The following is a 21728-nucleotide window of genomic DNA, read 5'->3' as shown; positions in this document are numbered from 1 at the left end:
GCCCATTCACAGGTTCAACAAGGGAAAGAGGCAATGGCGCGGCGCAAATATGTGGTCGGCAACTGGAAGATGAACGGGCTGAAGGCGGCGCTGGACGAGGCGCGGGCGATCTTTGCCGGCGCGGCGGATCATGCCGCGGTCGACGTCGCGCTGTGTCCGCCCTTCACCCTGATCGGCGCGATGGCGGACGCGGCGCCGGGGGCGGCGGTCGGCGGGCAGGACTGCCATGCCGCCGCAGCGGGCGCCTATACGGGGTCGGTCGCGGCGCCGATGCTGGCCGATGCCGGTGCCCGGCTCGTCATCGTCGGGCACAGCGAGCGGCGCGAAGGGTTCGGCGAAAGCGACGCCGATGTGAAGGCGAAGGCCGAAGCGGCGCTCGCCGCCGGCCTGTCGGTTATCCTGTGCGTCGGCGAACCGCGCGACGTGCGCGAATCGGGGGGCGCCATCGCCTATGTGCTGGCGCAGGTCGCGGGCTCGCTGCCCGCCGCCTTCGATCCCGCGCGCCTCGCCATCGCCTATGAGCCGATCTGGGCGATCGGCACCGGGCTGGTGCCGACCGTCGCCGATGTTGCGGCGATGCACGGCGCGATTCGCGCCAGGCTGGGCGAACTGTCCGGTCCGGCGGCGGCGGAGGCGATGCGTCTTCTCTATGGCGGGTCGGTGAACGGCGACAACGCCGCCGAACTGCTGGATGCGGGCGACGTCGACGGCGCGCTGGTCGGCGGGGCGAGCCTGACCGCCACCAAGTTCCTGCCGATCGTCGCGGCGGCGGCGCAGTTGGGGTGATCGCGATCGCCGCTGCGGCCCCGCGGCGGCGACGTATGGCTTGAAGCGACGCGGCTTCGTCTCTATGTGCGCCGCGGGCGCGGTCCGTTTGGGGGCCGCGCGAGCTTTCGGGAATCGTCGATGTCGAGCCTCTTTACCTTCCTGCTGGTCGTCCAGGCCGTGATCGCGGCCACGATGATCGGCGTCATCCTGATGCAGAAGTCGGAAGGTGGCGGATTGGGCGTCGGCGGCAGTCCGGCGGGTCTGCTCTCGGCGCGCGGCGCGGCGGATTTCCTGACCCGACTGACGACGATCCTCGCGACGCTGTTCGTCGGTCTGTCGATCCTGCTTGCGGCGATGGCCTCGGTCGGTCGCGACGGCTCGACGATCGATACCTCGCTGTCGAAGACCGCGCAGCCATCGAGCGGCACGGCGGCGCCGTCGATGACCGGCCCGGCACCCGAAGCCCCCGCCCAGGCGGCTCCGGCCGCCCCGGCGAGCGACGATCCGCTGGCGGCGGCCGCTGCCGCGGCAAGCCAGGACGCCGCCCCGGCGCAGACGCCGCCCGCCAAGAAATAAGCGGCTTCGGCCCTGTCCACCCCGCGTCGCGGAAAATATTTCCGCGGCGACCGATTCGGCGGCTTGCGCCGTCCCCCTCCTGTTGAGTAAGTCTTTCCTCCCATGGCGCGGTTCATTTTCATCACCGGCGGCGTGGTCTCCTCCCTTGGCAAAGGTTTGATGGCGGCTAGTCTCGCGGCTTTGTTGCAGGCGCGGGGCTATCGCGTCCGCATTCGCAAGTTCGACCCCTATCTGAACGTCGATCCGGGCACGATGTCGCCCTATCAGCACGGCGAGGTCTATGTGACCGACGACGGGGCGGAGACCGACCTCGACCTCGGCCATTACGAGCGCTTCACCGGCGTCGCGGCGCGGCAGAGCGACAATGTCACCTCCGGCCGCATCTATCAGGACATCATCGCCAAGGAACGGCGCGGCGACTATCTGGGCGCCACGGTGCAAGTGATCCCGCACGTCACCGACGCGATCAAGGCCTTTGCCCGCGCCGAGACCGACGACCTCGATTTCGTGCTGTGCGAGATCGGCGGCACCGTCGGCGACATCGAATCGCTGCCCTTCATCGAGGCGATCCGCCAGCTTCGCAACGACGTCGGGCGCGAGAATACGGTTTCGGTCCACGTCACGCTGGTCCCCTATATCGCCGCGGCGGGGGAGCTGAAGACCAAGCCGACGCAGCACAGCGTGCGCGAACTCGCCTCGCTGGGGGTGCAGCCCGACATCCTGCTGTGCCGCTGCGAAAAGCCGCTGCCCGACAGCGAGCGCGCCAAGATCGCGCAATTCTGCAACGTGCGGAAGGAAGCGGTGATCCCGGCGCTCGACGCCGACTCCATCTATTCGGTGCCGGTGCAATATCATGGCGAGGGGCTCGACAGCGAGGTGCTGCGCGCCTTCGGCATCGCCGATGCGCCCGACCCCGACCTGACCCGCTGGTACGACATCATGGACCGCAAGCGGAGCCCCGAGGGCGAGGTGACGATCGGCGTCGTCGGCAAATATGTCTCGCTGCCCGACGCCTACAAGTCGCTCAACGAGGCGCTGACCCACGGCGGCCTCGCCAACCGGGTCAAGGTCAATATCCGCTGGCTCGACGCCGAGATGTTCGAGGACGGCGAGGCCGACCTCGCCGCCAAGCTGGAGCCGATGCACGGCATCCTCGTTCCCGGCGGTTTCGGCGAGCGCGGGTCGGAAGGCAAGATCGCGAGCGTGCGTTTCGCGCGCGAACGCGGCGTGCCCTTCTTCGGCATCTGCCTCGGCATGCAGATGGCGTGCATCGAGGGGGCGCGGAACACCAGCGGCATCGCCAGGGCTTCGAGCACCGAGTTCGGCCCGACCGACGAACCCGTCGTCGGGCTGATCACCGAATGGATGGGCGCCGAGGGGCTTCAGAAGCGCGGTGCCGATACCGACATGGGCGGGACGATGCGCCTCGGCGCCTATGAGGCGAAGCTGTCGCCGAACAGCCATGTCGCCAGCATCTATGGCGCCGACACGATCAGCGAACGGCACCGCCACCGCTACGAGGTGAACGGCGCCTATCGCGAGCCGCTCGAAAAGGGCGGGCTGGTCTTTTCAGGGCTGTCGCCCGATGGCATGCTGCCCGAAATCGTCGAGCGGCCGGACCATCCGTGGTTCATCGGGGTGCAGTTCCATCCGGAGCTCAAGTCGAAGCCCTTCGATCCGCATCCGCTGTTCAAAGGCTTCATCGAAGCGGCGGTGAAGCAGAGCCGACTGGTCTGACGCGCCGGAGTGGGGCAACAGGAAGGACGTACAGGCCATGGATCACGCGAAACTTGCCGAACTCCAAGGCCCCGACTCCATTTTTTCCGGCCTGACGCTTCAGGATTGGGCCGACATCGCCGGCCGCGCGGTCCACATGCACTTCGCCAAGGGCAAGGAATTGCTGGCGCAGGGCGAGGCGGGCGACAGCCTGTTGATCCTGACCGAGGGCAGCGCGCGCGTATCGATGCTGACCCCGAACGGGCGCGAGATCGTGCTGGCCTATGCCGAACCGGGCGCGGTGCTGGGCGAGATCGCGCTGCTCGACGGCGGCGAACGGACCGCGTCGGTGACGGCGACGAGCGCCGGCAGCGCGCTCCAGCTCGGGCGCAACGCGATGCGCGATTTCGTGACCAGCCACCCCGATTTCGCATGGTCGCTGATGCACCAGCTGGCGCGGCGGCTACGCACTGCCGACCAGACGATCGAAAGCGACCGTGCCTATGCCTCGGGACCGCGGCTCGCGCGCTACCTGAAGCGCCTGATCCGCAAGGACGCGGGCGACGCCGCGCAGCGCCTCGAGCTGTCGCAGACCGAACTCGGCAATTTCGCGGGGATGAGCCGCGAACATATCAACCGCCAGCTGAGAAGTTGGGAGGAATCGGGGATCATTTCGCTTGAGCAGGGCCGCGTGCGCGTGCTCGACCCCGACATGCTGGAGGATATCAGCGAGAGCGAGGGGTAGGAGCGGCGCGCGGCAGCGGAACCTATCTCCCCTCCCGCAGGCGGGAGGGGCAGCGAGACTTGCGAACTTGTTCGTCAGTCGCAGCGGGGTGGGCCGTTGCGGCGTGGCTGCCCACCCCCAGCCCCTCCCGCAAGCGGCAGGGGAGGTGCCGGCTTGCCCCGGCTTCCATTCGTGTCCGGACTTCGCTTGTCCGCGACCCGAATCACAACGCCCGGGCCTCTATCGAGACCCGGGCGCCAGTGACGAACGTCGCCATCCCCCTTGTGCGCAGACCGGCGAAGGATCTGCACTCCCTGGAGCCGGGCCTTTGGCCGCGTTGAACCAGAAGTCATCGGGCTAGGGCGACGATGGCGCTTTGTCACCCTCTGGCACGCGCGGATCGCCGCTTTTGCCCGCGGCTGTGGCGGATGGGCAACAGATTATGCGAATGATTCGCAAATGAACGGCGGTCACCGCCCATTGCCAGCGGGCGGAGGCGCCCGTAAAGCAGCGGCATGCATGACCTTCCCTTGCGCTCCAGAAGGCCGGTTTTCCGATGATCCTGCGTCCTTACGAGCGTGCCATCTTCAAGCGCTACATGCTCCCGCAACGCGGCGAAGGCTTCATTTTCGTCGCCGCGGCGTTCAGTTTCGTCGCGGTGACGCTGGGCGTCGCGGCGCTCGTCATCGTGATGAGCGTGATGAACGGCGTGCGCGCCGACCTGTTCGACAAGATCGTCGGGCTCAACGGCCATGCGGTAGTGCAGGGATTCGGTGGGCGGCTCGACGACTGGCAGGGCGTGCTCAAGCAGGCGAAAGCCACGCCCGGCGTCGTTTCCGCGACGCCGCTGATCGAGCAGCCCTTGCTCACCACCTTCGGCGGCCGCGTCGAAGGCGTGCTGGTGCGCGGGATGACCGTCCCCGACATCCGTCGCAACGAGACGCTGGGCGGCAAGGTGTTGCAAGGCAGCCTGGATACACTGACGCCGGGATCAGGCAATGTCGCGATCGGCAGCGAACTGGCAAAGAATCTCGGCGCCACCGTGGGGTCGAACATCACGATCATCAACCCGGCGGGCCGTTCGACGCCCTTCGGCACCGTCCCGCGCGAAATCGGCTATCGCGTCTCCGCCATCTTCGAGATCGGCGTCTATGATTTCGACAAGGCCTATGTCGTGATGCCGATGGAGGATGCGCAGTTGCTGCTCCTCACCGGCGACCAGGTCGGGATGATCGAGGTCAAGGTGACCGATCCCGACAAGGTCGGCCCGATCCTTCAGCCGCTTGCCGAGAAGGTGGCGGCGAAGGCGGTCATTTCCGACTGGCGGTCGATGAACAGCGCGCTGTTCGAGGCGCTGTCGGTCGAGCGCGTCGCGATGTTCGTCATCCTGTCGCTGATCGTGCTGGTCGCCGCGTTCAACATCGTCTCCTCGCTGATCATGCTGGTGCGCGCCAAGACGCGCGACATGGCGATATTGCGCACGATGGGAGCGCCGCGCGACGCGGTGCTGCGCATCTTCATGGCGATCGGCCTGTCGATCGGCATCGCCGGGACCCTGTTCGGCATGGCGCTGGGGTTCAGCCTGCTCTATTTCCGCCAGGGCGTCCTGCGCGGCGCCGAGTTCGTCACCGGCCAGCCGCTGTGGGACCCGTCGATCCGCTTCCTCGCCGAACTGCCGTCGAAGCCCGATCCGTTCGAAATTGCCGGCATCGCGGTGATGGCGATCCTGTTCAGCTTCCTCGCGACGCTCTATCCGGCGTTCAAGGCGGCGAACACCGACCCCGTGCAGGTGCTGCGCTATGAATGATCTGGCGCTGGAACTGATCGGCCTGCGGCGCAGCTTCACGCAAGGCGAGGTGACGATCGACGCGCTGCGCGGGGTCGACGCCAGCCTGCGCCGCGGCGAGATCGTCGCGCTGCTCGGCCCTTCGGGATCGGGCAAGTCGACGATGCTGCAGGCCGTGGGCCTGCTCGAAGGCGGCTTCGAGGGAACGATCCGCATCGACGGCGAGGACGTCACGCGCTTCGATCAGGGGCAGCGGACAAAGACGCGGCGCGAGAAGATCGGCTTCGTCTATCAATTCCACCATCTGCTGCCCGATTTCACCGCACTCGAGAATGTCGTGCTGCCGCAGTTGATCCGCGGCGCCGACCAGGCCGAAGCGGAGGGCCGGGCCGCCGACCTCCTCGCCCGGCTCGGGCTCGCCGAGCGGCTGCATCATAAGCCGAGCAAGCTGTCGGGCGGCGAGCAGCAGCGCGTCGCCGTGGCGCGCGCGCTGGCGAACCGGCCGCTGCTGGTGCTTGCTGACGAGCCGACGGGCAACCTCGACGAGGCGACCGCCGACCGGGTGTTCGAGCAGTTCGTGGGGCTGGTGCGCGACCATGGCTCTGCGGCGCTGGTCGCGACGCACAACGAGCGGCTGGCGGCGAAGATGGACCGCGTGCTGCGCTTGCACGAAGGGCATATCGAGGCGTAGGCAGACACCTCCGCTCCCGCTTGCGGGAGGGGCAGCGAGACTTGGTCCGGCGCAGTCGGGCCTAGTCGCAGCGGGGTGGGCTAACGACGGCATGGTTCTGCCCACCCCGTTGCGAGTAGCGAGCAAGCTCGCAACTCTCACTGCCCCTCCCGCAGGCGGAAGGGGGTGAAAAAGGGAGAAGGCGAATGACGCTCTACGATCTTTCGGCGCCGCTGCCGGACGGCGGGACGAAACCGATGGCCGATTATCGCGGCAAGGTGCTGCTGATCGTCAACACCGCGTCGAAATGCGGCTTTACCCCGCAATATAAGGAGTTGGAGGCGCTTTACCGCGATTACAAGGATCGCGGGTTCGAGGTGCTGGCCTTTCCCTGCAACCAGTTCGGCGCGCAGGAGCCGGGCGACGCCGACGAAATCGCCAATTTCTGTTCGCTCACCTATGACGTGAGCTTTCCGGTGATGGCGAAGATCGACGTCAACGGGTCGGGCGCCGACCCGATCTTCAAGCATCTGAAGGACGAGAAGACCGGCCTGCTCGGTAGCGGGATCAAGTGGAATTTCACCAAGTTCCTGGTGGATCGCGAGGGCAATGTGGTGTCGCGCCACGCCCCGACCACGCGGCCGGAATTGCTGCGCGAGGAAATCGAGGCGTTGCTGGGAGCGTGACCGGCGGCACGGTGATTCGTCGGGCCCGGCCCGACCAGGTCGAGGAAATTCGCGGCCTGACGTTGCGGGCCTATGCGAAATGGATTGGCGTCACGCCCGTCAAGCCGCGTCCCATGACCGCCGATTATGACGCCGCGATCCGCGACCATCGTTTCGACTGCCTCTATCGCGACGGCACGCTTGCGGGGCTTGTCGAAACGGTGCCGCAGGCGGACGAATTGCTGATCGTCAATGTGGCGATCGAACCGGGCCATCAGGGTCACGGCCTCGGCACCCGCCTGATGCGCCATGCCGAAACCCTGGCGGCCGAGGCAGGGCTGCGCGCGACGCGGCTCTACACCAACAAGCTGATGGCGGAGAATATCGCCCTTTACGAGCGGCTGGGCTACCGATTCGAGAAGGAAACCCGGCACGGTGAGATCATCGCGGTTCACATGGTGCGCCCGCTGCGGTGACGGGCCTCACTTCTTCGGGCGTGGCGCTCCACTCGACGATTTTGTGAAACCGGCCATGGTCGAATCGCCTCGGGCGCATTAGCGTCGCTCGCATGGCCTACAGCCCCCTCGTCCCTCTGCGCGTCTTTTCCAGTTTCACCATGCTGGAGGGGGCGATCGACCCGAAAGCCATTGCGAAGGCCGCGCGCGAGCGCGGGTTCCCGGCGATCGCGATCGCCGACCGCAACGGGCTTTACGGGGTTATGGCGTTCGGCGACGCATGCAAGGCGGCGGGGGTACAACCGATCGTCGGCACCTTCCTGTCGGTCGCGCGGCCGGGGCAGCGCCTGCCTAATGGCGCGCCGCTGATCGACTGGCTCGCGCTCTATGCGCAGGACGATATGGGCTACGACAATCTCTGCGCGCTCGTTTCGGCGGCGCATCTCGACCGGCCGATCGAGCAGGATCCGCACGTTGCGCTGTCGGCACTCGCGGGAAAGACCGACGGGCTGATCTGCCTGACCGGCGGCGGTGAGGGGGCGCTCGCACGCCTGCTCGCCGATGAACAGGCGAGCGCGGCGGAGGCCTATGTCGAACAGCTCGAAGCGTTGTTCGGCGGGCGCCTCTATATCGAACTGTCGCGCCGGGGGGAGGCAGTCGAGATCGCGGCCGAAAATGCGCTGATCGACATGGCCTATGCGCGCGCGCTGCCTCTCGTCGCGACCAACCCCGCCAATTTCGTCGAGCCGCAATTCCACGCGGCGCACGACGCGATGCTGTGCATCGCGCAATCGGCCTATGTCGAAAGCGAAGACCGCCGGGTGTCGAGCCCCGAGGCGTGGCTGAAGCCCGCCGAAGCGATGGAGGATGCCTTCTCCGATCTGCCCGAGGCGATCCGCAACACACTCGTCGTCGCGCAGCGCTGCGCCTTCATGGCGCCGAAACGCAAGCCGATCCTGCCCAGCCTCGCCGGTGACCGCGAGGGCGAGGCGGCGCAACTGGCGCGCGATGCGCATGCCGGGCTTGAGGCGCGGCTGGCGCTCTATCCTGACCTCAGCGAGGAAGAACGCAATGCCTATGTCGCGCGGCTCGATTTCGAGGTCGGCGTCATCACCCAGATGGGATTCCCCGGTTACTTCCTGATCGTCGCCGACTTCATCAAATGGGCGAAGGCGCACGATATCCCGGTCGGGCCGGGTCGCGGTTCGGGGGCGGGCAGCCTCGTCGCCTGGTCGCTGACCATCACCGACCTCGACCCGCTCAAGCTCGGGCTGCTGTTCGAACGCTTTCTCAATCCCGAGCGCGTGTCGATGCCCGACTTCGACATCGACTTCTGCGAAACGCGGCGCGGCGAGGTGATCCGCTACGTGCAGGAGAAATACGGCCGTGACACGGTCGCGCAGATTATCACCTTCGGAAAGCTGAAGGCGCGCGCGGTGCTCAAGGATACCGGCCGCGTCCTCCAGATGAGCTATGGCCAGGTCGACCGGCTGGCGAAGCTGGTTCCCAACCATCCGACCGATCCCTGGACGCTCGAACGCGCGCTGAACGGCGTGTCCGAGTTGATGACCGAATATAAGCAGGACGATGGTGTCCGCCGCCTGTTCGACATGGCGCGCCAATTGGAAGGCCTGCCGCGTCACAGCTCGACTCATGCCGCGGGCGTGGTGATCGGCGACCGGCCGCTCGACCAGCTCGTCCCGCTCTATCGCGACCCGCGCTCGGACATGCCGGTGACGCAGTTCGACATGAAATATGTCGAGACCGCGGGGCTGGTGAAGTTCGACTTCCTCGGCCTCAAGACGCTGTCGGTGCTGAAGGAGGCGCGGCGGCTGCTCGCGCTGCGCGGGGTCGACGTCGATCTCGATCAGCTCGCGTGGGACGATCCGAGGGTCTACGAACTGCTCCAGCGCGGCGACACGGTCGGGGTGTTCCAGCTCGAATCCGAAGGGATGCGGCGGACGCTGTCGGCGGTGAAGCCGACCAATTTCGGTGACATCATCGCGCTCGTCGCGCTCTATCGGCCGGGACCGATGGACAATATTCCGCTGTTCGGCGCGCGCAAGAACGGGCGCGAGGCGATCGCCTATCCGCACCCGCTGCTCGAGGGCATCCTCGCCGAAACCTATGGCATCTTCGTCTATCAGGAACAGGTGATGCAGGCGGCGCAGATATTGGCCGGCTACAGCCTCGGCGGCGCTGACTTGCTGCGCCGCGCGATGGGCAAGAAGATCAAGGCCGAGATGGACGCGCAGCGCGAGACCTTCGTCAAGGGCTGCGGCGAGCATAACGGCATCGACGCCAAGACCGCGAACGAGTTGTTCGACTTGATCGACAAGTTCGCCGGCTATGGCTTCAACAAGAGCCATGCCGCGGCCTATGCGCTGCTCTCCTATCAGACGGCCTGGCTGAAGGCGCATCACCCGCACGAATTCTTTGCCGCCTCGATGTCGTTCGACAGTCACCAGACCGACAAATTGTCGGTGTTCATCGACGACATGCGCCGGCTCGACATCGCGATCGCGCCGCCGTCGATCAACGAGAGCGAGGCGGATTTTTCGGTCGGCCGCACGGAGGACGGGCTCGCGGTGCGCTATGCGCTCGGCGCGCTCAAGGGCGTCGGCGAAAAGGCGATGGAGGCGCTGGTCGCCGAACGCCGCGCCAAGGGCGATTTCGCCAGCCTCGACGATTTCGCGGGGCGTATCGATCCCAAGCAACTCAACCGGCGCCAGATCGAGGCGCTGGCGGGGGCGGGCGCGTTCGACTGCGTCGAGCCCGACCGCCCGCGCGCCTATGCCGGGGCCGAAGCGCTGCTCGGCTGCGCGAACAGCTCGGCGCACGAGCGATCGACCGGGCAGGGCGGGCTGTTCGGCGGCGATGTCGATCTTGCGCCCGTGCTGCAGCTTCCCGCGGCCGAGCCATGGACGCTCGGGGAGCGGATGACGCGCGAGAAGGAGGCGTTCGGCTTCTATTTCTCGGCCCATCCGGTCGAGCAATATGAAGCGATCCTCGCCGCGCGCGGCGTGCGTACCTATGGCGACATCTGCGACAATGTCGAAATGACGCCGGGCACGCGCATCCCGATGACGATGGCGGCGATGGTTGAAAACGCGCGCGCGCGCGTGTCGCAGCGCGGCAACCGCTTCCTCAACCTGACACTCTCCGACCGAAGCGGCCAGTTCCAGTCGAGTTGCTTCGACGAGGGCGCGGGCAAGGTGCTGGAAGCGCTCGCAGCGGAAGGAGGCTGCGCGCTGCTGTCGGTCGAGCTCGACCTGCTGGAGGGCGAGGAGACGCCGCGCGTGACGGTGCGCGGCGCGCAGTCGCTCACCGACATCGCGGCGACAGCCGCCTTGCAACTGACCTGCCGCGTCGAACTGGCCGAGGCGATGGCCGAGATGGCGGCACTGCTCGAACGCCGCGACGATGCGCGCGGCCGGGTCGTCATCGATACCCGCGATCCGTTGACCGAACGCGATGTTCGCGTCGAACTCGGCCGCGGGTTCGCGCTGGGACCCGACGTCGTCTCGCGGCTCGAAATGATCGCGGGCGTAAGCGACGCGGCGCTGTCGCTCGTCGCGCCGCGCGAGTTCCGGGTGCGGTAGCGTAGGGGCCGCGCCGCTAAGCTGGAAGCGAACAGCAGGCAGGCGGTTTTGTAATAAAATTGCGACTAACGCCCCAATTGCGCCTTTTACAGTAGCTGATTCCCGTCGAACGCGCGCCCCGTCGGTGCGTGAGGCCTTGCATCGAGTGCGCGTCACGCCCTATCGCTGGGACAAATAATCTGGAGGGGTGCCGAAGATGGGAATGCAGGGCCAGCCGTTACTCGTCACGAGCCTGATCGACCACGCCGCGCGCGAACATGCGACGCGGGAGATCGTCACGCGCTGGGCGGATGGCAGCATGACGCGATCGACATGGGGAGAAGTGGGACGCGACGCGCGCCGCTTTGCCGCCGCGCTGACCCGGCTCGGCATGAAAAAAGGCGACCGCATCGCGACGCTGGCGATGAACCATGGGCATCATCTGGTGAGCTGGTACGGCTCTGCGGGAATGGGCGGGGTGCTCCACACGGTCAATCCGCGGCTTTTCGACGAGCAACTCGTCTATATCGTCAACCACGCCGAGGATCGCGTGCTGTTCTTCGACGCGGCGTTCCTGCCGATCGTCGAGCGTCTGCGGCCGCAGTTCCGCACGGTCGAACATTTCGTGCTGTTCGACGCGCCGGCGCGGGACGGCTATCTGTCCTATCGCGATCTGGTGGAGGCCGAGGATGCCGATTTCGAATGGGTCGCCCTCGACGAGCGCGATCCGGTCGGGCTTTGTTACACCAGCGGGACGACGGGCAATCCCAAGGGCGTGCTTTACGAACACCGCTCGAACGTCATCCACGCGATCACTGAAATTCAGCCCGACGCTTTCAACCTGTCGAACCGCAGCGTCATCCTGCCGATCGTGCCGATGTTCCACGCAAACAGCTGGGGCGTGCCCTTCGCCGCCGCGACGGTGGGGGCGAAAATGGTCTTTTCGGCGACCAACGATGCGCAGGTGCTGTGCGACCTGATGCACGCCGAGGGTGTCACGCACAGCGCGGGGGTGCCGACCGTGTGGCTTGCGATGTTCGCGCACATGGACGCAACCGGTATCGGTTACGGGGCGCTTCAGCATGTCACGATCGGCGGCTCGGCGGCGCCCCGCGCGATGATCGAGCGGTTCATGAAAGCGGGCGTCTATGTCGGGCATGCCTGGGGCATGACCGAGACCAGCCCCATCGGGACGATGGGCCGGCGCCCGTGGAACTGGGACAGCATGAGCTTCGACGAACAGGTCGACGTCATCTGCCGCCAGGGCTGCCCGCCGTTCGGCGTCGAACTGCGCATTGTCGACGACGAAGGCCATGTCCTGCCGCGTGACGGCAAGACGAGCGGCCGGTTGCAGTGCCGTGGACCGTGGATCATCCAGCGCTATTTCAAGGCGGAAGAGGATGCCGCCGATGCGGACGGCTGGTTCGACACCGGCGACGTGTCGGTGCTGCACCCCGACGGGGTCATGCAGATCACCGACCGTGCGAAGGACGTCATCAAGTCGGGCGGCGAGTGGATCAGTTCGATCGAGCTCGAAAACGCGGCGGTGGGCGCGCCGGGCGTGCAGGAAGCGGCGGCGGTCGGCGTCTTCCATCCCAAGTGGGACGAGCGGCCGATCCTGCTGATCGTGAAGAAGCCCGGCGCCGAGGTGAGCGAGGCGAGCATCATCGATCATCTGCAGGACAAGGTCGCCAAATGGTGGCTGCCCGACGAGATCGTCTTCGTCGACGAACTGCCGCACACCGCGACGGGCAAGCTGCTGAAGCGCCAACTCCGCGACGATTACAAGGATTACAAGCTGAAGTCGCTGGCGGAAGCGTAGGTCGGGCCAGACTGGAACAGGATGATCGTCATTGCGAGCGGCGAAGCCGCGCGGCAATCCAGAGCAGGCACAAACCGCCCTGGATTGCTTCGCTCCGCTCGCAATGACGAAACGCATCGATCCAAGGTTACTAGAATCTAGAAAAGCTCCATCTGACCGTCCCTTTCCGGCGGTCTGAACAGATCGCAGCGGATCGGCGGGAAGCCCCCGTCCAGTCCGTGCGCGCGGGCGGCGCGCCGAACTCGCGTGCGGATAAGTTGCGCCCAGACGCCGCGCCCCTTCATCCGGCTGAAGAAATCAGGATCATTGTCGCGCCCGCCCCGGATGTCCTGCACGATATGCATGACCTTGTCGGCGCGGTCGGGGTAATGGGCGGCCAGCCAGGCGCGAAACAGCGGCGCGACCTCGAACGGCAGGCGGAGCAGGATGTAGGAGGCGCGGATCGCACCCGCGTCGGCCGCCGCGGCCATGATCGCCTCGATCTCCGGGTCGGTGATCGCCGGGATGATCGGCGAGATGTTGACCTGCGTCGGCACGCCGGCATCGATCAGCGCCCGGATCGCGGCCAGCCTGCGCCGCGGGTGTGGCGCGCGCGGTTCCAGCGTGCGCGCGAGCGCGGGATCGAGCGTCGTCACCGACACCGCAACCCCGACCAGATCGTTGCGCGCCATCCGCGCGAGCAGGTCGATATCACGCAGCAGCCGGTCGGACTTGGTGGTGATCAGCAGCGGGTGCTTGGTCTCGGCGAGCACCTCGATAACCTGTCGCGTGATGCGCCATTCGCGTTCGATCGGTTGATAGCCGTCGGTGTTGGTCCCGATCGCCAGCGGCGCCGGCTTGTAGCCGCGCTTCGCCAGTTCGCGCCGTAGCAGCGCCGCGGCGCCGGGCTTGGCGAACAGGCGGCTTTCGAAGTCGAGGCCCGGCGACAGGTCGTGAAAGGCGTGCGTCGGCCGCGCGAAGCAATAGATGCAGCCATGTTCGCAGCCGCGATACGGATTGATCGAGCGGTCGAAACCGATGTCGGGCGAGCTATTGCGCGCGATGATCGTCTTTGGGTGCTCGACCGTCACCGTCGTGCGCAGCGGCGGCGCGCCGCCGTCGATCTCCGCCGCCGCGTCGAGCCAGTCGCCGTCGGCCTCGCGATCCGGCGACCCGGTGCGTGTCGGGCGTGGATTCGCCGGTGCGCCGCGACCGGCGATCGGGGGCAGGGGCTTGGCGACCATCGGCGCAGGATAGAGCGCGGATAAGAACAAAGAAAGAACATTCTTGCCGTCTCAAGGCGACAGCCGGGACGGGTCGAAGAGATTCAGGGCGCGGTCAATTGGCGCTGGCGAGGCCGGTCGGGGCCGCATGGGTCAGGCGCACCCGGTCCTTGCCGTCCGGAAAGCGCGGCCACTGGCCCTGCGCGAGCGCGGCGCGGCTGACCGACGGCTTGCCTTGCTGCGCCTCGTACATCCAGTAATTGCGCAGCACGATGCCGACATAGCCGCGCGTCTCCCAATAGGGGATCGATTCCATGAACAATAGCGGATCGCCATTGTCGCGCACTTCGGTCGCCCAGCGCGCGACCGGCGCCGGACCGGCGTTGTAGGCGGCGATCACCTTGGGCAGCAAGCCGCCGGTCGATGCGTCGCGGCTCAGATATTGCAGATAGCTCTGGCCGAAATCCATGTTCACCGCGGGGATGCGCAGATCGGTCGTCGCCACCGCCTCGCCGCGCCACCGCGCGACATCGCGCGCGGTGCCGGGCAGCACCTGCATCAGGCCATAGGCGCCCGCCGGGCTCACCACCGCACGCTGGAACCGCGATTCCTGGAGGGTGTGCGCAAAGACGAGAGCCGGATCGACCTTCCAGCCGCCGTTGGGCTCCCATTTGGGCTGCGGATAGCGCGACGCGGCGGCGAGCTTGCGGCCACCGGGAGTGTTGTGCGCGAGATAAAGCTGGGTTTCGGGCAGGCTGAGCGCCTGCGCCATGCCGATGAGCTGGCCGTGCTGGCCAGGGTTGCCGATGCGCGCCTGGTGTTTCAGCGCGTCGCCGGCATATTGATCTTCGTCGATCTCGGCAAAGGCCATCGCGACGCGGACGTTGGGCAGATCCTCCAGCGCGCGCCATGCGCTGCGGTCGGCGCGGACATTCTCGCGCTGGCTTCCCGTTTCGATACCCAGCGTTTCGGCGGCGAGCAGGCCGTAGAGCGTTTCTTCGTTGGCTGCGGCGGCGCGCAGGCGCTGCTGCACCGACGCCGGCTCGCCGCTGGCGATCGCCGCGCGCGCGGCCCAGTAATAGCCGGCGGCGCGCAGTTCGCTGTCGGGCGCTTCGCGGCCGACCCGATCGAAGGCGACGAGCGCGGTGCGATAGTCGCGCAGTCGCCATGCCGCCAGACCCTGCACCCAGGCGCCCTGCGTCGCCCAGCCATTGTGGCCCGAGGCGCAGGACAGGGCGAGGCGCAGCGCGTTCGCGTCGTCATTCTCGATATAATAGGACCAGGCGACCTTTTGCGTCCATTCGGCGCGCGCGTCGGGCGAAAGCTGGTCGATCACCGCGTTGAGCAACGCCTCGGCCCCCGCCGGGTCGTCATTCTTGATCCGGTCGGGAATGGTGCGCGCGAGGCTGGCGGCCACCGGGTCGTTGACCGAATCGGCGCCGACGCGTCGCGGCGCGCTGCCTGCCCAGGCGAGACGCGTCTGCGGCGGCAGTGTCGGCAGGTCGGTGGCGCCGCGCTTGGCCGCCAGACGGCCGAGCCGGTCGGCTTGCGGGAGCCATGGCGCTCGTGCGAGCAGCGGCATGATGTCGGCGACCTCAGCGCGCGGACTGCCCGCCGCGAGCAGCAGTTCGGCGCGTAGGAAATCGCTGAGCGGAGCGCCCTTCGCGTCCTGGTCGGCCCCGTCGAGCAGCGTCTTCGCCTCCGCCCAGCGCTGGCCGCGGATCGCGGCGAGAACCTGCTTGTAGAAGGCCTTCTGCTTCGACGAGAGAATGTCGGGCACGGTCTGCGGCGGCGCCGTCATCTCGGGCGCACCGGCATCCGCGGCGAGCGCGGGCGCACCGCCCGCGGCGATCGAAAACAGGAGAGCGGCGGTCACCGCCGTGATCGTTCTGGTCATCTGTCAACGTCCCCGGTTGAACAGTTTCAGGCTATCCCAGGCGGCCGCCTTCTGGACCGGCCGGGCAAGCAGAGTCGCGGGATGTGCGACTGCCACCGCCTCCACCTTGCCGCCATCTTGGTTAATATCGAGTAACCTTCCGCGCGCGTCGGGAAGGGCGATGCCCGCCGCCATTCGCACGATGTCGCCGCCGATCAGCAACAGCCGCCGCGGCCTCGCGAGCCGCAGATGGTGCCAGAGCAGCCGGTCGAGTTCCGCCGCGTCGCGGGCGTCGCAGCGTCCGCCGGGCGGCCGCGTGACAGCGAGGCTCGCGACATAGCAGTCGGCGCGCGAAAGGCCGATTGCGCGCAGCATTGCGTCGAGCAGCTTGCCCGCCGCATCGGCAAAGAGAATGCCTTCGCGCTGATCGTCGATCTCCGGCCACGCGGTAAGCAGCATCAGCGGCGCCTCGGCCGTGCCGGCAGGCAGCACGCGACGCGCGTCCCATTGGCTGCCGGGAACGTCTTCGCCTTCGCAAAGCCAGGTCTGGAATGCCTGCCAGTCACCGGGAAACACCGCGGGCGTTTTCGCCTGCGGCGCGGCGGGGGCCTCCTGGCGCTGAAGGGCGGCGTGCAGGACGACGCGCTCGGGTTCGGCCGTCGGCGCCGGGCCGGACCTTGCGGCGCCCGTCTGGCCTGCGACGTCGTTCGCCACGGGCACGTCGAGCCAGCCCGCCGGAACCTCGCCGACGAGCGAGTCCACACCGGCCAGTGACCACCAGTCGCAATAGCTTTCGGCCAGCAAGGCTGAATATCGCCCACCCATGAAAATGTTTGAAACAGGAGGTTGACGGGCGCGTCAATTGGAAGGCATCGCAATTCGTGACAGAATGAGCGCGGGACGCGATGAATGATCCGCGCGGGGACGGCAGAAAGGTGATTGCGGTGAGCGAACGGGAATCGATGCCCTATGACGTCGTGATCGTCGGCGCGGGGCCTGCGGGGCTTTCGGCGGCGATCCGTCTCAAGCAGCTGGCGAACGAGGCCGGCGGCGAATTGTCGGTGTGCGTCCTCGAAAAGGGGTCGGAAGTCGGCGCGCATATCCTGTCGGGTGCGGTGATCGATCCGAAATCGCTCGACGAGCTGTTGCCCGATTGGCGCGATCAGGGCTGTCCGCTCGCCGAAGTGCCGGTGAATGACAATCAGCACTGGATGCTGACGAAGAAGAAGAAGTTCGGCATTCCGCACATCATCACGCCGGGCTTCATGCACAACAAGGGCACCTATACCGGCAGCCTCGGCAACCTCTGCCGCTGGCTGGCCGAGCAGGCCGAAGGGCTGGGGGTCGAAATTTTCCCGGGCTTTCCCGCCGCCGAAATCCTCTACAACGACGACGGATCGGTGAAGGGCGTCGCGACCGGCGACATGGGCGTCGCACGCGACGGCAGCCACAAGCCCGACTATGCCCCGGGGCTCGAACTCCACGCCAAATACACTTTCTTCGCCGAGGGCGTGCGCGGCCATCTGACCAAGATATTGAAGCCGCAATTCGCGCTCGACGCCGAATGCGAGCCGCAGGTCTACGGCATCGGGGTCAAGGAACTGTGGGACATCGAACCCGCCAAGCACGCGCCGGGGCGTGTCATCCACACGCAGGGTTGGCCGCTCGATGAGAACGCCAACGGCGGCGGGTTCCTCTATCATCAGGCGAACGGACAGGTCGCGTTGGGCTTCGTGACCTGGCTCAACTATCGCAATCCGCACATCTCCCCCTTTCAGGAGATGCAGAAGTGGAAGACGCACCCTGCGATCGCGGAGATACTGAAGGGGGGCAAGCGTGTTTCCTATGGCGCGCGCGCGATCAGCGACGGGGGGTGGCAGTCGGTGCCGAAACTCGCCTTCCCGGGCGGCGCGCTGATCGGCGACACCGCGGGATTCCTGAACGTGCCGCGCATCAAAGGCACGCACACGGCGATGAAGTCGGGCATGATGGCGGCGGAAGCGGCTTTTGCAGCCGTCGCGGCGGGGCGTGAGGGCGATGTCCTAACCGCCTATCAGGACGCCTATGACGAAAGCTGGGTGAAGAAGGAACTCGGCATCGTCCGCAACGTGCTGCCGCTGGTCGAGAAGTTCGGCGACCTCGCGGGCACGATGCTGGCGGGCATGACGATGTGGCTGGAGAATTTCGGCATCCGCGTACCCTTTACCATGAAGCATCATCCGGACAACACGACGCTCTATCGCGCCGACCAGATGAAGAAGCCCGATTATCCGAAGCCTGACGGCGTGCTGACCTTCGACCGGCTGTCCTCGGTGTTCCTGTCGAACACCAATCATGAGGAGGATCAGCCGATCCACCTCCAGCTCAAGGACCCGTCGATCCCGATCGAATATAATCTGCCGCTGTATGACGAGCCGGCGCAGCGTTATTGCCCCGCCGGCGTCTATGAGGTGGTCGGGCAGGACGAAGGCGACCCGAAGTTCGTGATCAACGCGCAGAATTGCGTCCATTGCAAGACATGCGACATCAAGGACCCGACCCAGAACATCAATTGGGTCACTCCCGAAGGTGGCGGAGGCCCCAATTACCCGAATATGTAAGTCTGTCGGCCTGATGACGGGGGCCGCGCTGCTCGCGGCCTTCACGGCGGCTGCGCCCGCGCAGGCGACCGAGAGCGGACGCGAGGTGCTGAATGCGCTGGCGCGCGCGCGCCTTGCGGAAGAGGCCGGCGATCCACGCGCCGCGCTGACGGCGCTGACCGATGTGGCGAGCCGGGCGCCCGGCCTGCCCGGGCTGCGCGGGCGGATACTCGAACAGGCGATGCAGGGCGGCGACCTGGCGGCGGCGCGCAGTGCGGCGATGCAGCTCTGGACCAGCGGCGAGCGGCGTTTCGATGCGCGTCTGGTGTTGACGGTCGACGCGGTGCGGCGATCCGACTGGCGCGCGGCGCGCACCTTCGCCGGGGTGGATGGCGACAAGACCGGCGGCGACCCGATGACGCGGCTGCTGTTGCCCGTGATCGGCGCCTGGATCGAGGTCGGTGCGCGCGGCAAGCTGCCCGAGCGGCCTTTGCTCGCGGCGGGTGCCCGGGGGCGACCCGAGCCCGCCTTCATCCTCGAGGCGGCGCTGGTGCAACTTGCGGCAAAGCGGCCCGCCGACGCCGTCGCGCTGGCTGACGCGACGATGCTGACCGATCGCACCAGCCAGCTTGTCGCGCTGCGGCTTGCCGCGACGCTCGACGCGGCGGGCGAGGGCGAAGCGGCAAAGCGGCTGCGCGGCCGGATCGCGCTGGCGACCGGCGGGCGCGAGGACCCGCTGCTGCTGCTCTCGGACCGGCCGGTGTCGACGCCGCGCGGCGGGATCGCGCATTGGCTGGCTCTGCTCGCCGATGGATTTGCGCGCGCACCGGTCGGCAACTCGCGCCTTCCGCTGATGATCGCGCGCAGCGCGTGGTGGCTCGACGCCAGCGATCCGACGGTGCGCTCGGCGCTGGTCGAGGCGCTCGACCGGGACGGACAGCGGCAAGCGGCGCTCGCGCTGCTCGCGGACAATCGCGGCGCGCCGCCGCTTCCGGCGCTTGCGATGCGCAAGGCCGAACTGCTCGCCGACGCCGGCGATCTGGGCGCCGCGACAACGCTTGCCGAGGCGGCGGCCGCGCAGGCGCCGGCGTCGCGCAGCCTGCTCGTGCGCTTTGCCGACATTGCGCGGCGATCCGACGATGGGGCTGCGGCCGAGCGTGCCTATGCGCGGCTCGAGGCCGATCTCGGTGACAGCGAGGAGGATCGCGCGCTGCATGCCACCATCCTGATCGCGCGTGCCGATCTGTTGTTGCAGAAGGGAGAGTGGGACAAGGCGCAACCGATGCTCGACCGGGCGGTCGCACTGCGTCCGGGCGATCCGACCATCCTCAACTTCGCCGGTTATTCAGCGCTCGAACGGCGGCGGAACATCGATGCGTCGCTCGCGCAGATCGAGGCGGCGTGGAAGGCGGAGCCGCAGAATCCGAGCATCACCGATTCGCTCGGCTGGGCCTATGTGCTGACCGGTCGGATCGCCGAAGCGGTGCCGCTGCTCGAAGCGGCGCAGCGCGGCGAACCCGAAAATCCGGTGATCGTCGAGCATCTGGGCGATGCCTATTGGCAGGCGGGGCAGCGCTTCTCCGCGCGCTATGTCTGGCGCGCAGCGGCGCTGATCGCCGACGCCGACATGGCGACGCGGCTGGAGGCGAAGCTGCGTGACGGATTGACGCCGGCGACAATGGCGCCGTGATGGCGGAAATGCGCGAAACCGGCTGGGCAAAGATCAATCTGGCGCTGCATGTCCGCGCCCGCCGCGCCGACGGCTATCACGCCATCGAGACATTGTTCGCCTTTGTCGACGCAGGGGATGCGCTGGTCGCGGAAGTGGCGGACAGCGATTCGCTGGTCCTCGACGGTGAGTTTGCCGAGGAATTGAGCGCGGGCGAGGACAATCTGGTCCGGCGCGCGCTGGCGCTGCTGCGCGCGCGTCACGGCGCGGGACGGGTGCCGCCACTGGCGCTGCGGCTGACCAAGACGCTGCCCGTCGCGGCGGGGATCGGCGGCGGGTCGGCCGACGCCGCAGCGCTCGCCCGGCTGGTGCGGCGCCATTTCCTGCCCGAGGTCGGCAATGCCGCACTGGAAAGGCTGGTGCGACCGCTCGGCGCCGACGTCGCCGCCTGTGTCGCGAGTGAGACCTGCCTTGGCGTCGGGACGGGCGCCGAATTGAGCCCGGCACCCGAACTGGCGCTGTCGGGCACGCCGGTGCTGCTCGTCAATCCGCGCCAGCCGGTGGCGACCGGACCGGTCTTCGCGGCGTGGGACGGGGTCGATCGCGGGCCGCTGTTCACCGGCGCCGACCTGCGCGCGCAGCTTTTCGCGGCGCGCAACGATCTGCAGCGCCCGGCGATTGCGCAATGCCCGGCGGTCGCCGACGTGCTCACCGAACTCGGCGGCCTGCGTCCGTGGCTGGCGCGGATGTCGGGGTCTGGTGCGACCTGTTTTGCGCTGTTCGACGCGCCCGCCGAGCGCGATGCCGCTGCGCTGCACCTGAAGCAGCGCCGCCCCGGCTGGTGGCAGATGGCGGGAGCTTTGCGGTGATCGAGGCGTGGCGCGACCTGGGCCGCCCGCGTGCCGGCGGCGTGCTGCTGATCGGCGATCATGCCTCCGCGCACGTGCCCGCGGACATCGACCTCGGCATCGATCCCGCGCTGCTGAGCAATCATATCGCGATCGACATCGGCGTCGCCGAGGTGGCCGGGCGCCTGGTCGCCGGCGGCGCGGTCGATGCCGCGATCCTGGGCGGCGTGTCGCGGCTGGTGATCGACTGCAACCGCGACGAGAGCGCGCCGGGCCTGATCCCGATCGCCAGCGACGGCCATGCGATTCCGGGCAACGCGCTGGGCGAGGCGGACCGCGCGGCGCGGATCGCGCGCTTCTTTCGCCCCTATCACGACCATATCGCCACGACGATCGCGGCGGCGCGCCCGGCAATGATCGTTTCGCTGCACAGCTTCACCCCCGAACTGGCGAGCGACCCGGCGCAGCGGCGGCCGTGGCACGTCGGCGTGCTCTACAATGACGACGACCGGCTGGCGCCGCTGGCGATCGCGGCGCTGCGCGAGGAAGGGCTGACCGTCGGCGACCAGCTTCCCTATTCGGGCAAGCTGCTCAACGCGACGATGAACCGCCATGCCGAAGCGAACGGCATCCCCTATATCGGCATCGAGATGCGGCAGGATCTGGTCGCCGATGCCGCCGGGCAGGCGCTGTTCGCCGACCGGCTTGCGCACATGGTTCGGAAAGCGTCGTTGAAACTGGCCGAAGAGGCGTGTAGAGGCGCTTCTATCCGCTCATTCGCGAAATAATAT

At 67.5% G+C, this 21728-nt stretch carries 17 protein-coding genes; 14 read left to right on the top strand and 3 right to left on the bottom strand.

Annotated elements, in window-relative coordinates:
- The first annotated feature begins 33 nt into the window (after nucleotides 1–33).
- The 10 genes from tpiA (at nucleotide 34) to AC2S9W_RS16005 (ending at nucleotide 12763) form a co-directional block, all read left to right on the top strand.
- Entirely contained in the window at nucleotides 34–786 is a 753-nt protein-coding gene (tpiA, locus tag AC2S9W_RS16050; protein ID WP_076074996.1) for a triose-phosphate isomerase, read from the top strand.
- A gap of 120 nt (nucleotides 787–906) precedes the next feature.
- On the top strand, nucleotides 907–1344 hold the full coding sequence (gene secG, locus AC2S9W_RS16045; protein ID WP_076077762.1) for a preprotein translocase subunit SecG: 438 nt from the start codon (nucleotides 907–909) through the stop codon (nucleotides 1342–1344).
- 102 nt (nucleotides 1345–1446) lie between these two features.
- Nucleotides 1447–3081 carry a CTP synthase gene (gene pyrG / locus AC2S9W_RS16040; protein ID WP_076074998.1) on the top strand — a complete coding sequence of 545 codons (1635 nt, stop codon included), beginning with the start codon at nucleotides 1447–1449 and terminating at the stop codon, nucleotides 3079–3081.
- 37 nt (nucleotides 3082–3118) lie between these two features.
- Nucleotides 3119–3805, top strand: coding sequence for a Crp/Fnr family transcriptional regulator (locus AC2S9W_RS16035; RefSeq protein ID WP_067106455.1), 687 nt, complete (start codon nucleotides 3119–3121; stop codon nucleotides 3803–3805).
- Nucleotides 3806–4340: 535 nt separating this feature from the next.
- A complete protein-coding gene (locus tag AC2S9W_RS16030; protein ID WP_076074999.1) occupies nucleotides 4341–5591 on the top strand; it encodes a lipoprotein-releasing ABC transporter permease subunit in 1251 nt (416 codons plus the stop codon).
- Entirely contained in the window at nucleotides 5584–6261 is a 678-nt protein-coding gene (locus AC2S9W_RS16025; protein WP_486571252.1) for an ABC transporter ATP-binding protein, read from the top strand. The genes AC2S9W_RS16030 and AC2S9W_RS16025 overlap by 8 nt, the downstream gene beginning before the upstream one ends.
- Nucleotides 6262–6446: 185 nt before the next feature.
- Nucleotides 6447–6926: a glutathione peroxidase gene (locus tag AC2S9W_RS16020; RefSeq protein ID WP_076075001.1), complete on the top strand. Its 480-nt coding sequence runs from the start codon at nucleotides 6447–6449 to the stop codon at nucleotides 6924–6926.
- Nucleotides 6923–7381, top strand: a complete 459-nt coding sequence (locus AC2S9W_RS16015; RefSeq protein WP_076075002.1) for a GNAT family N-acetyltransferase — start codon at nucleotides 6923–6925, stop codon at nucleotides 7379–7381. The genes AC2S9W_RS16020 and AC2S9W_RS16015 overlap by 4 nt, the downstream gene beginning before the upstream one ends.
- A gap of 92 nt (nucleotides 7382–7473) precedes the next feature.
- Entirely contained in the window at nucleotides 7474–10962 is a 3489-nt protein-coding gene (gene dnaE, locus AC2S9W_RS16010; protein WP_076075004.1) for a DNA polymerase III subunit alpha, read from the top strand.
- Nucleotides 10963–11158: 196 nt separating this feature from the next.
- Entirely contained in the window at nucleotides 11159–12763 is a 1605-nt protein-coding gene (locus AC2S9W_RS16005; RefSeq protein WP_076075006.1) for a long-chain fatty acid--CoA ligase, read from the top strand.
- Between the two features lie 137 nt (nucleotides 12764–12900).
- Here the strand turns inward: AC2S9W_RS16005 and AC2S9W_RS16000 are convergent, their stop codons facing one another.
- The 3 genes from AC2S9W_RS16000 to AC2S9W_RS15990 all read right to left on the bottom strand — a co-directional run bounded on the left by AC2S9W_RS16000 (nucleotide 12901) and on the right by AC2S9W_RS15990 (nucleotide 16645).
- The gene (locus AC2S9W_RS16000; protein ID WP_076075008.1) at nucleotides 12901–13986 is read right to left on the bottom strand and encodes a PA0069 family radical SAM protein; all 1086 of its coding nucleotides are present in this window, start codon (nucleotides 13984–13986) and stop codon (nucleotides 12901–12903) included.
- A 94-nt stretch (nucleotides 13987–14080) separates the two neighbouring features.
- The gene (locus tag AC2S9W_RS15995) at nucleotides 14081–15862 is read right to left on the bottom strand and encodes a lytic transglycosylase domain-containing protein (RefSeq protein ID WP_076075011.1); all 1782 of its coding nucleotides are present in this window, start codon (nucleotides 15860–15862) and stop codon (nucleotides 14081–14083) included.
- Nucleotides 15863–15865: 3 nt separating this feature from the next.
- Nucleotides 15866–16645 carry a uracil-DNA glycosylase family protein gene (locus tag AC2S9W_RS15990; RefSeq protein ID WP_243469501.1) on the bottom strand — a complete coding sequence of 260 codons (780 nt, stop codon included), beginning with the start codon at nucleotides 16643–16645 and terminating at the stop codon, nucleotides 15866–15868.
- Nucleotides 16646–16785: 140 nt separating this feature from the next.
- Here AC2S9W_RS15990 and AC2S9W_RS15985 point away from each other — a divergent pair, with 140 nt between their 5' ends.
- Genes AC2S9W_RS15985 through AC2S9W_RS15970 form a run of 4 tightly spaced genes read left to right on the top strand, consistent with a single transcriptional unit; the run spans nucleotide 16786 to nucleotide 21725 of the window.
- Complete coding sequence (locus AC2S9W_RS15985) at nucleotides 16786–18441, top strand: electron transfer flavoprotein-ubiquinone oxidoreductase (protein WP_076077765.1); 1656 nt, start codon at nucleotides 16786–16788, stop codon at nucleotides 18439–18441.
- Between the two features lie 13 nt (nucleotides 18442–18454).
- Nucleotides 18455–20110 (top strand): tetratricopeptide repeat protein, encoded by a 1656-nt coding sequence (locus AC2S9W_RS15980; protein ID WP_234002652.1) that lies wholly within the window; start codon nucleotides 18455–18457, stop codon nucleotides 20108–20110.
- Entirely contained in the window at nucleotides 20110–20958 is an 849-nt protein-coding gene (locus tag AC2S9W_RS15975; protein WP_076075016.1) for a 4-(cytidine 5'-diphospho)-2-C-methyl-D-erythritol kinase, read from the top strand. Before AC2S9W_RS15980 ends, AC2S9W_RS15975 begins: the two co-directional genes overlap by 1 nt.
- Nucleotides 20955–21725 (top strand): N-formylglutamate amidohydrolase, encoded by a 771-nt coding sequence (locus AC2S9W_RS15970; RefSeq protein WP_076075019.1) that lies wholly within the window; start codon nucleotides 20955–20957, stop codon nucleotides 21723–21725. The genes AC2S9W_RS15975 and AC2S9W_RS15970 overlap by 4 nt, the downstream gene beginning before the upstream one ends.
- Nucleotides 21726–21728: the final 3 nt, after the last annotated feature.

This window comes from Sphingopyxis sp. 550B (genome assembly GCF_057401805.1).
The sequence above is the reverse complement of the archived record's forward strand: the minus strand, read 5'-3'. Positions and strand labels throughout refer to the sequence as shown.

Coding starts and splice junctions, on each gene's coding strand:
- tpiA (WP_076074996.1), top strand. CDS start 34: ATGGCGCGGCGCAAATATGTGGTCGGCAACTGGAAGATGAACGGGCTG.
- secG (WP_076077762.1), top strand. CDS start 907: ATGTCGAGCCTCTTTACCTTCCTGCTGGTCGTCCAGGCCGTGATCGCG.
- pyrG (WP_076074998.1), top strand. CDS start 1,447: ATGGCGCGGTTCATTTTCATCACCGGCGGCGTGGTCTCCTCCCTTGGC.
- AC2S9W_RS16035 (WP_067106455.1), top strand. CDS start 3,119: ATGGATCACGCGAAACTTGCCGAACTCCAAGGCCCCGACTCCATTTTT.
- AC2S9W_RS16030 (WP_076074999.1), top strand. CDS start 4,341: ATGATCCTGCGTCCTTACGAGCGTGCCATCTTCAAGCGCTACATGCTC.
- AC2S9W_RS16025 (WP_486571252.1), top strand. CDS start 5,584: ATGAATGATCTGGCGCTGGAACTGATCGGCCTGCGGCGCAGCTTCACG.
- AC2S9W_RS16020 (WP_076075001.1), top strand. CDS start 6,447: ATGACGCTCTACGATCTTTCGGCGCCGCTGCCGGACGGCGGGACGAAA.
- dnaE (WP_076075004.1), top strand. CDS start 7,474: ATGGCCTACAGCCCCCTCGTCCCTCTGCGCGTCTTTTCCAGTTTCACC.
- AC2S9W_RS16005 (WP_076075006.1), top strand. CDS start 11,159: ATGGGAATGCAGGGCCAGCCGTTACTCGTCACGAGCCTGATCGACCAC.
- AC2S9W_RS16000 (WP_076075008.1), bottom strand. CDS start 13,986: ATGGTCGCCAAGCCCCTGCCCCCGATCGCCGGTCGCGGCGCACCGGCG.
- AC2S9W_RS15995 (WP_076075011.1), bottom strand. CDS start 15,862: ATGACCAGAACGATCACGGCGGTGACCGCCGCTCTCCTGTTTTCGATC.
- AC2S9W_RS15980 (WP_234002652.1), top strand. CDS start 18,455: ATGACGGGGGCCGCGCTGCTCGCGGCCTTCACGGCGGCTGCGCCCGCG.
- AC2S9W_RS15975 (WP_076075016.1), top strand. CDS start 20,110: ATGGCGGAAATGCGCGAAACCGGCTGGGCAAAGATCAATCTGGCGCTG.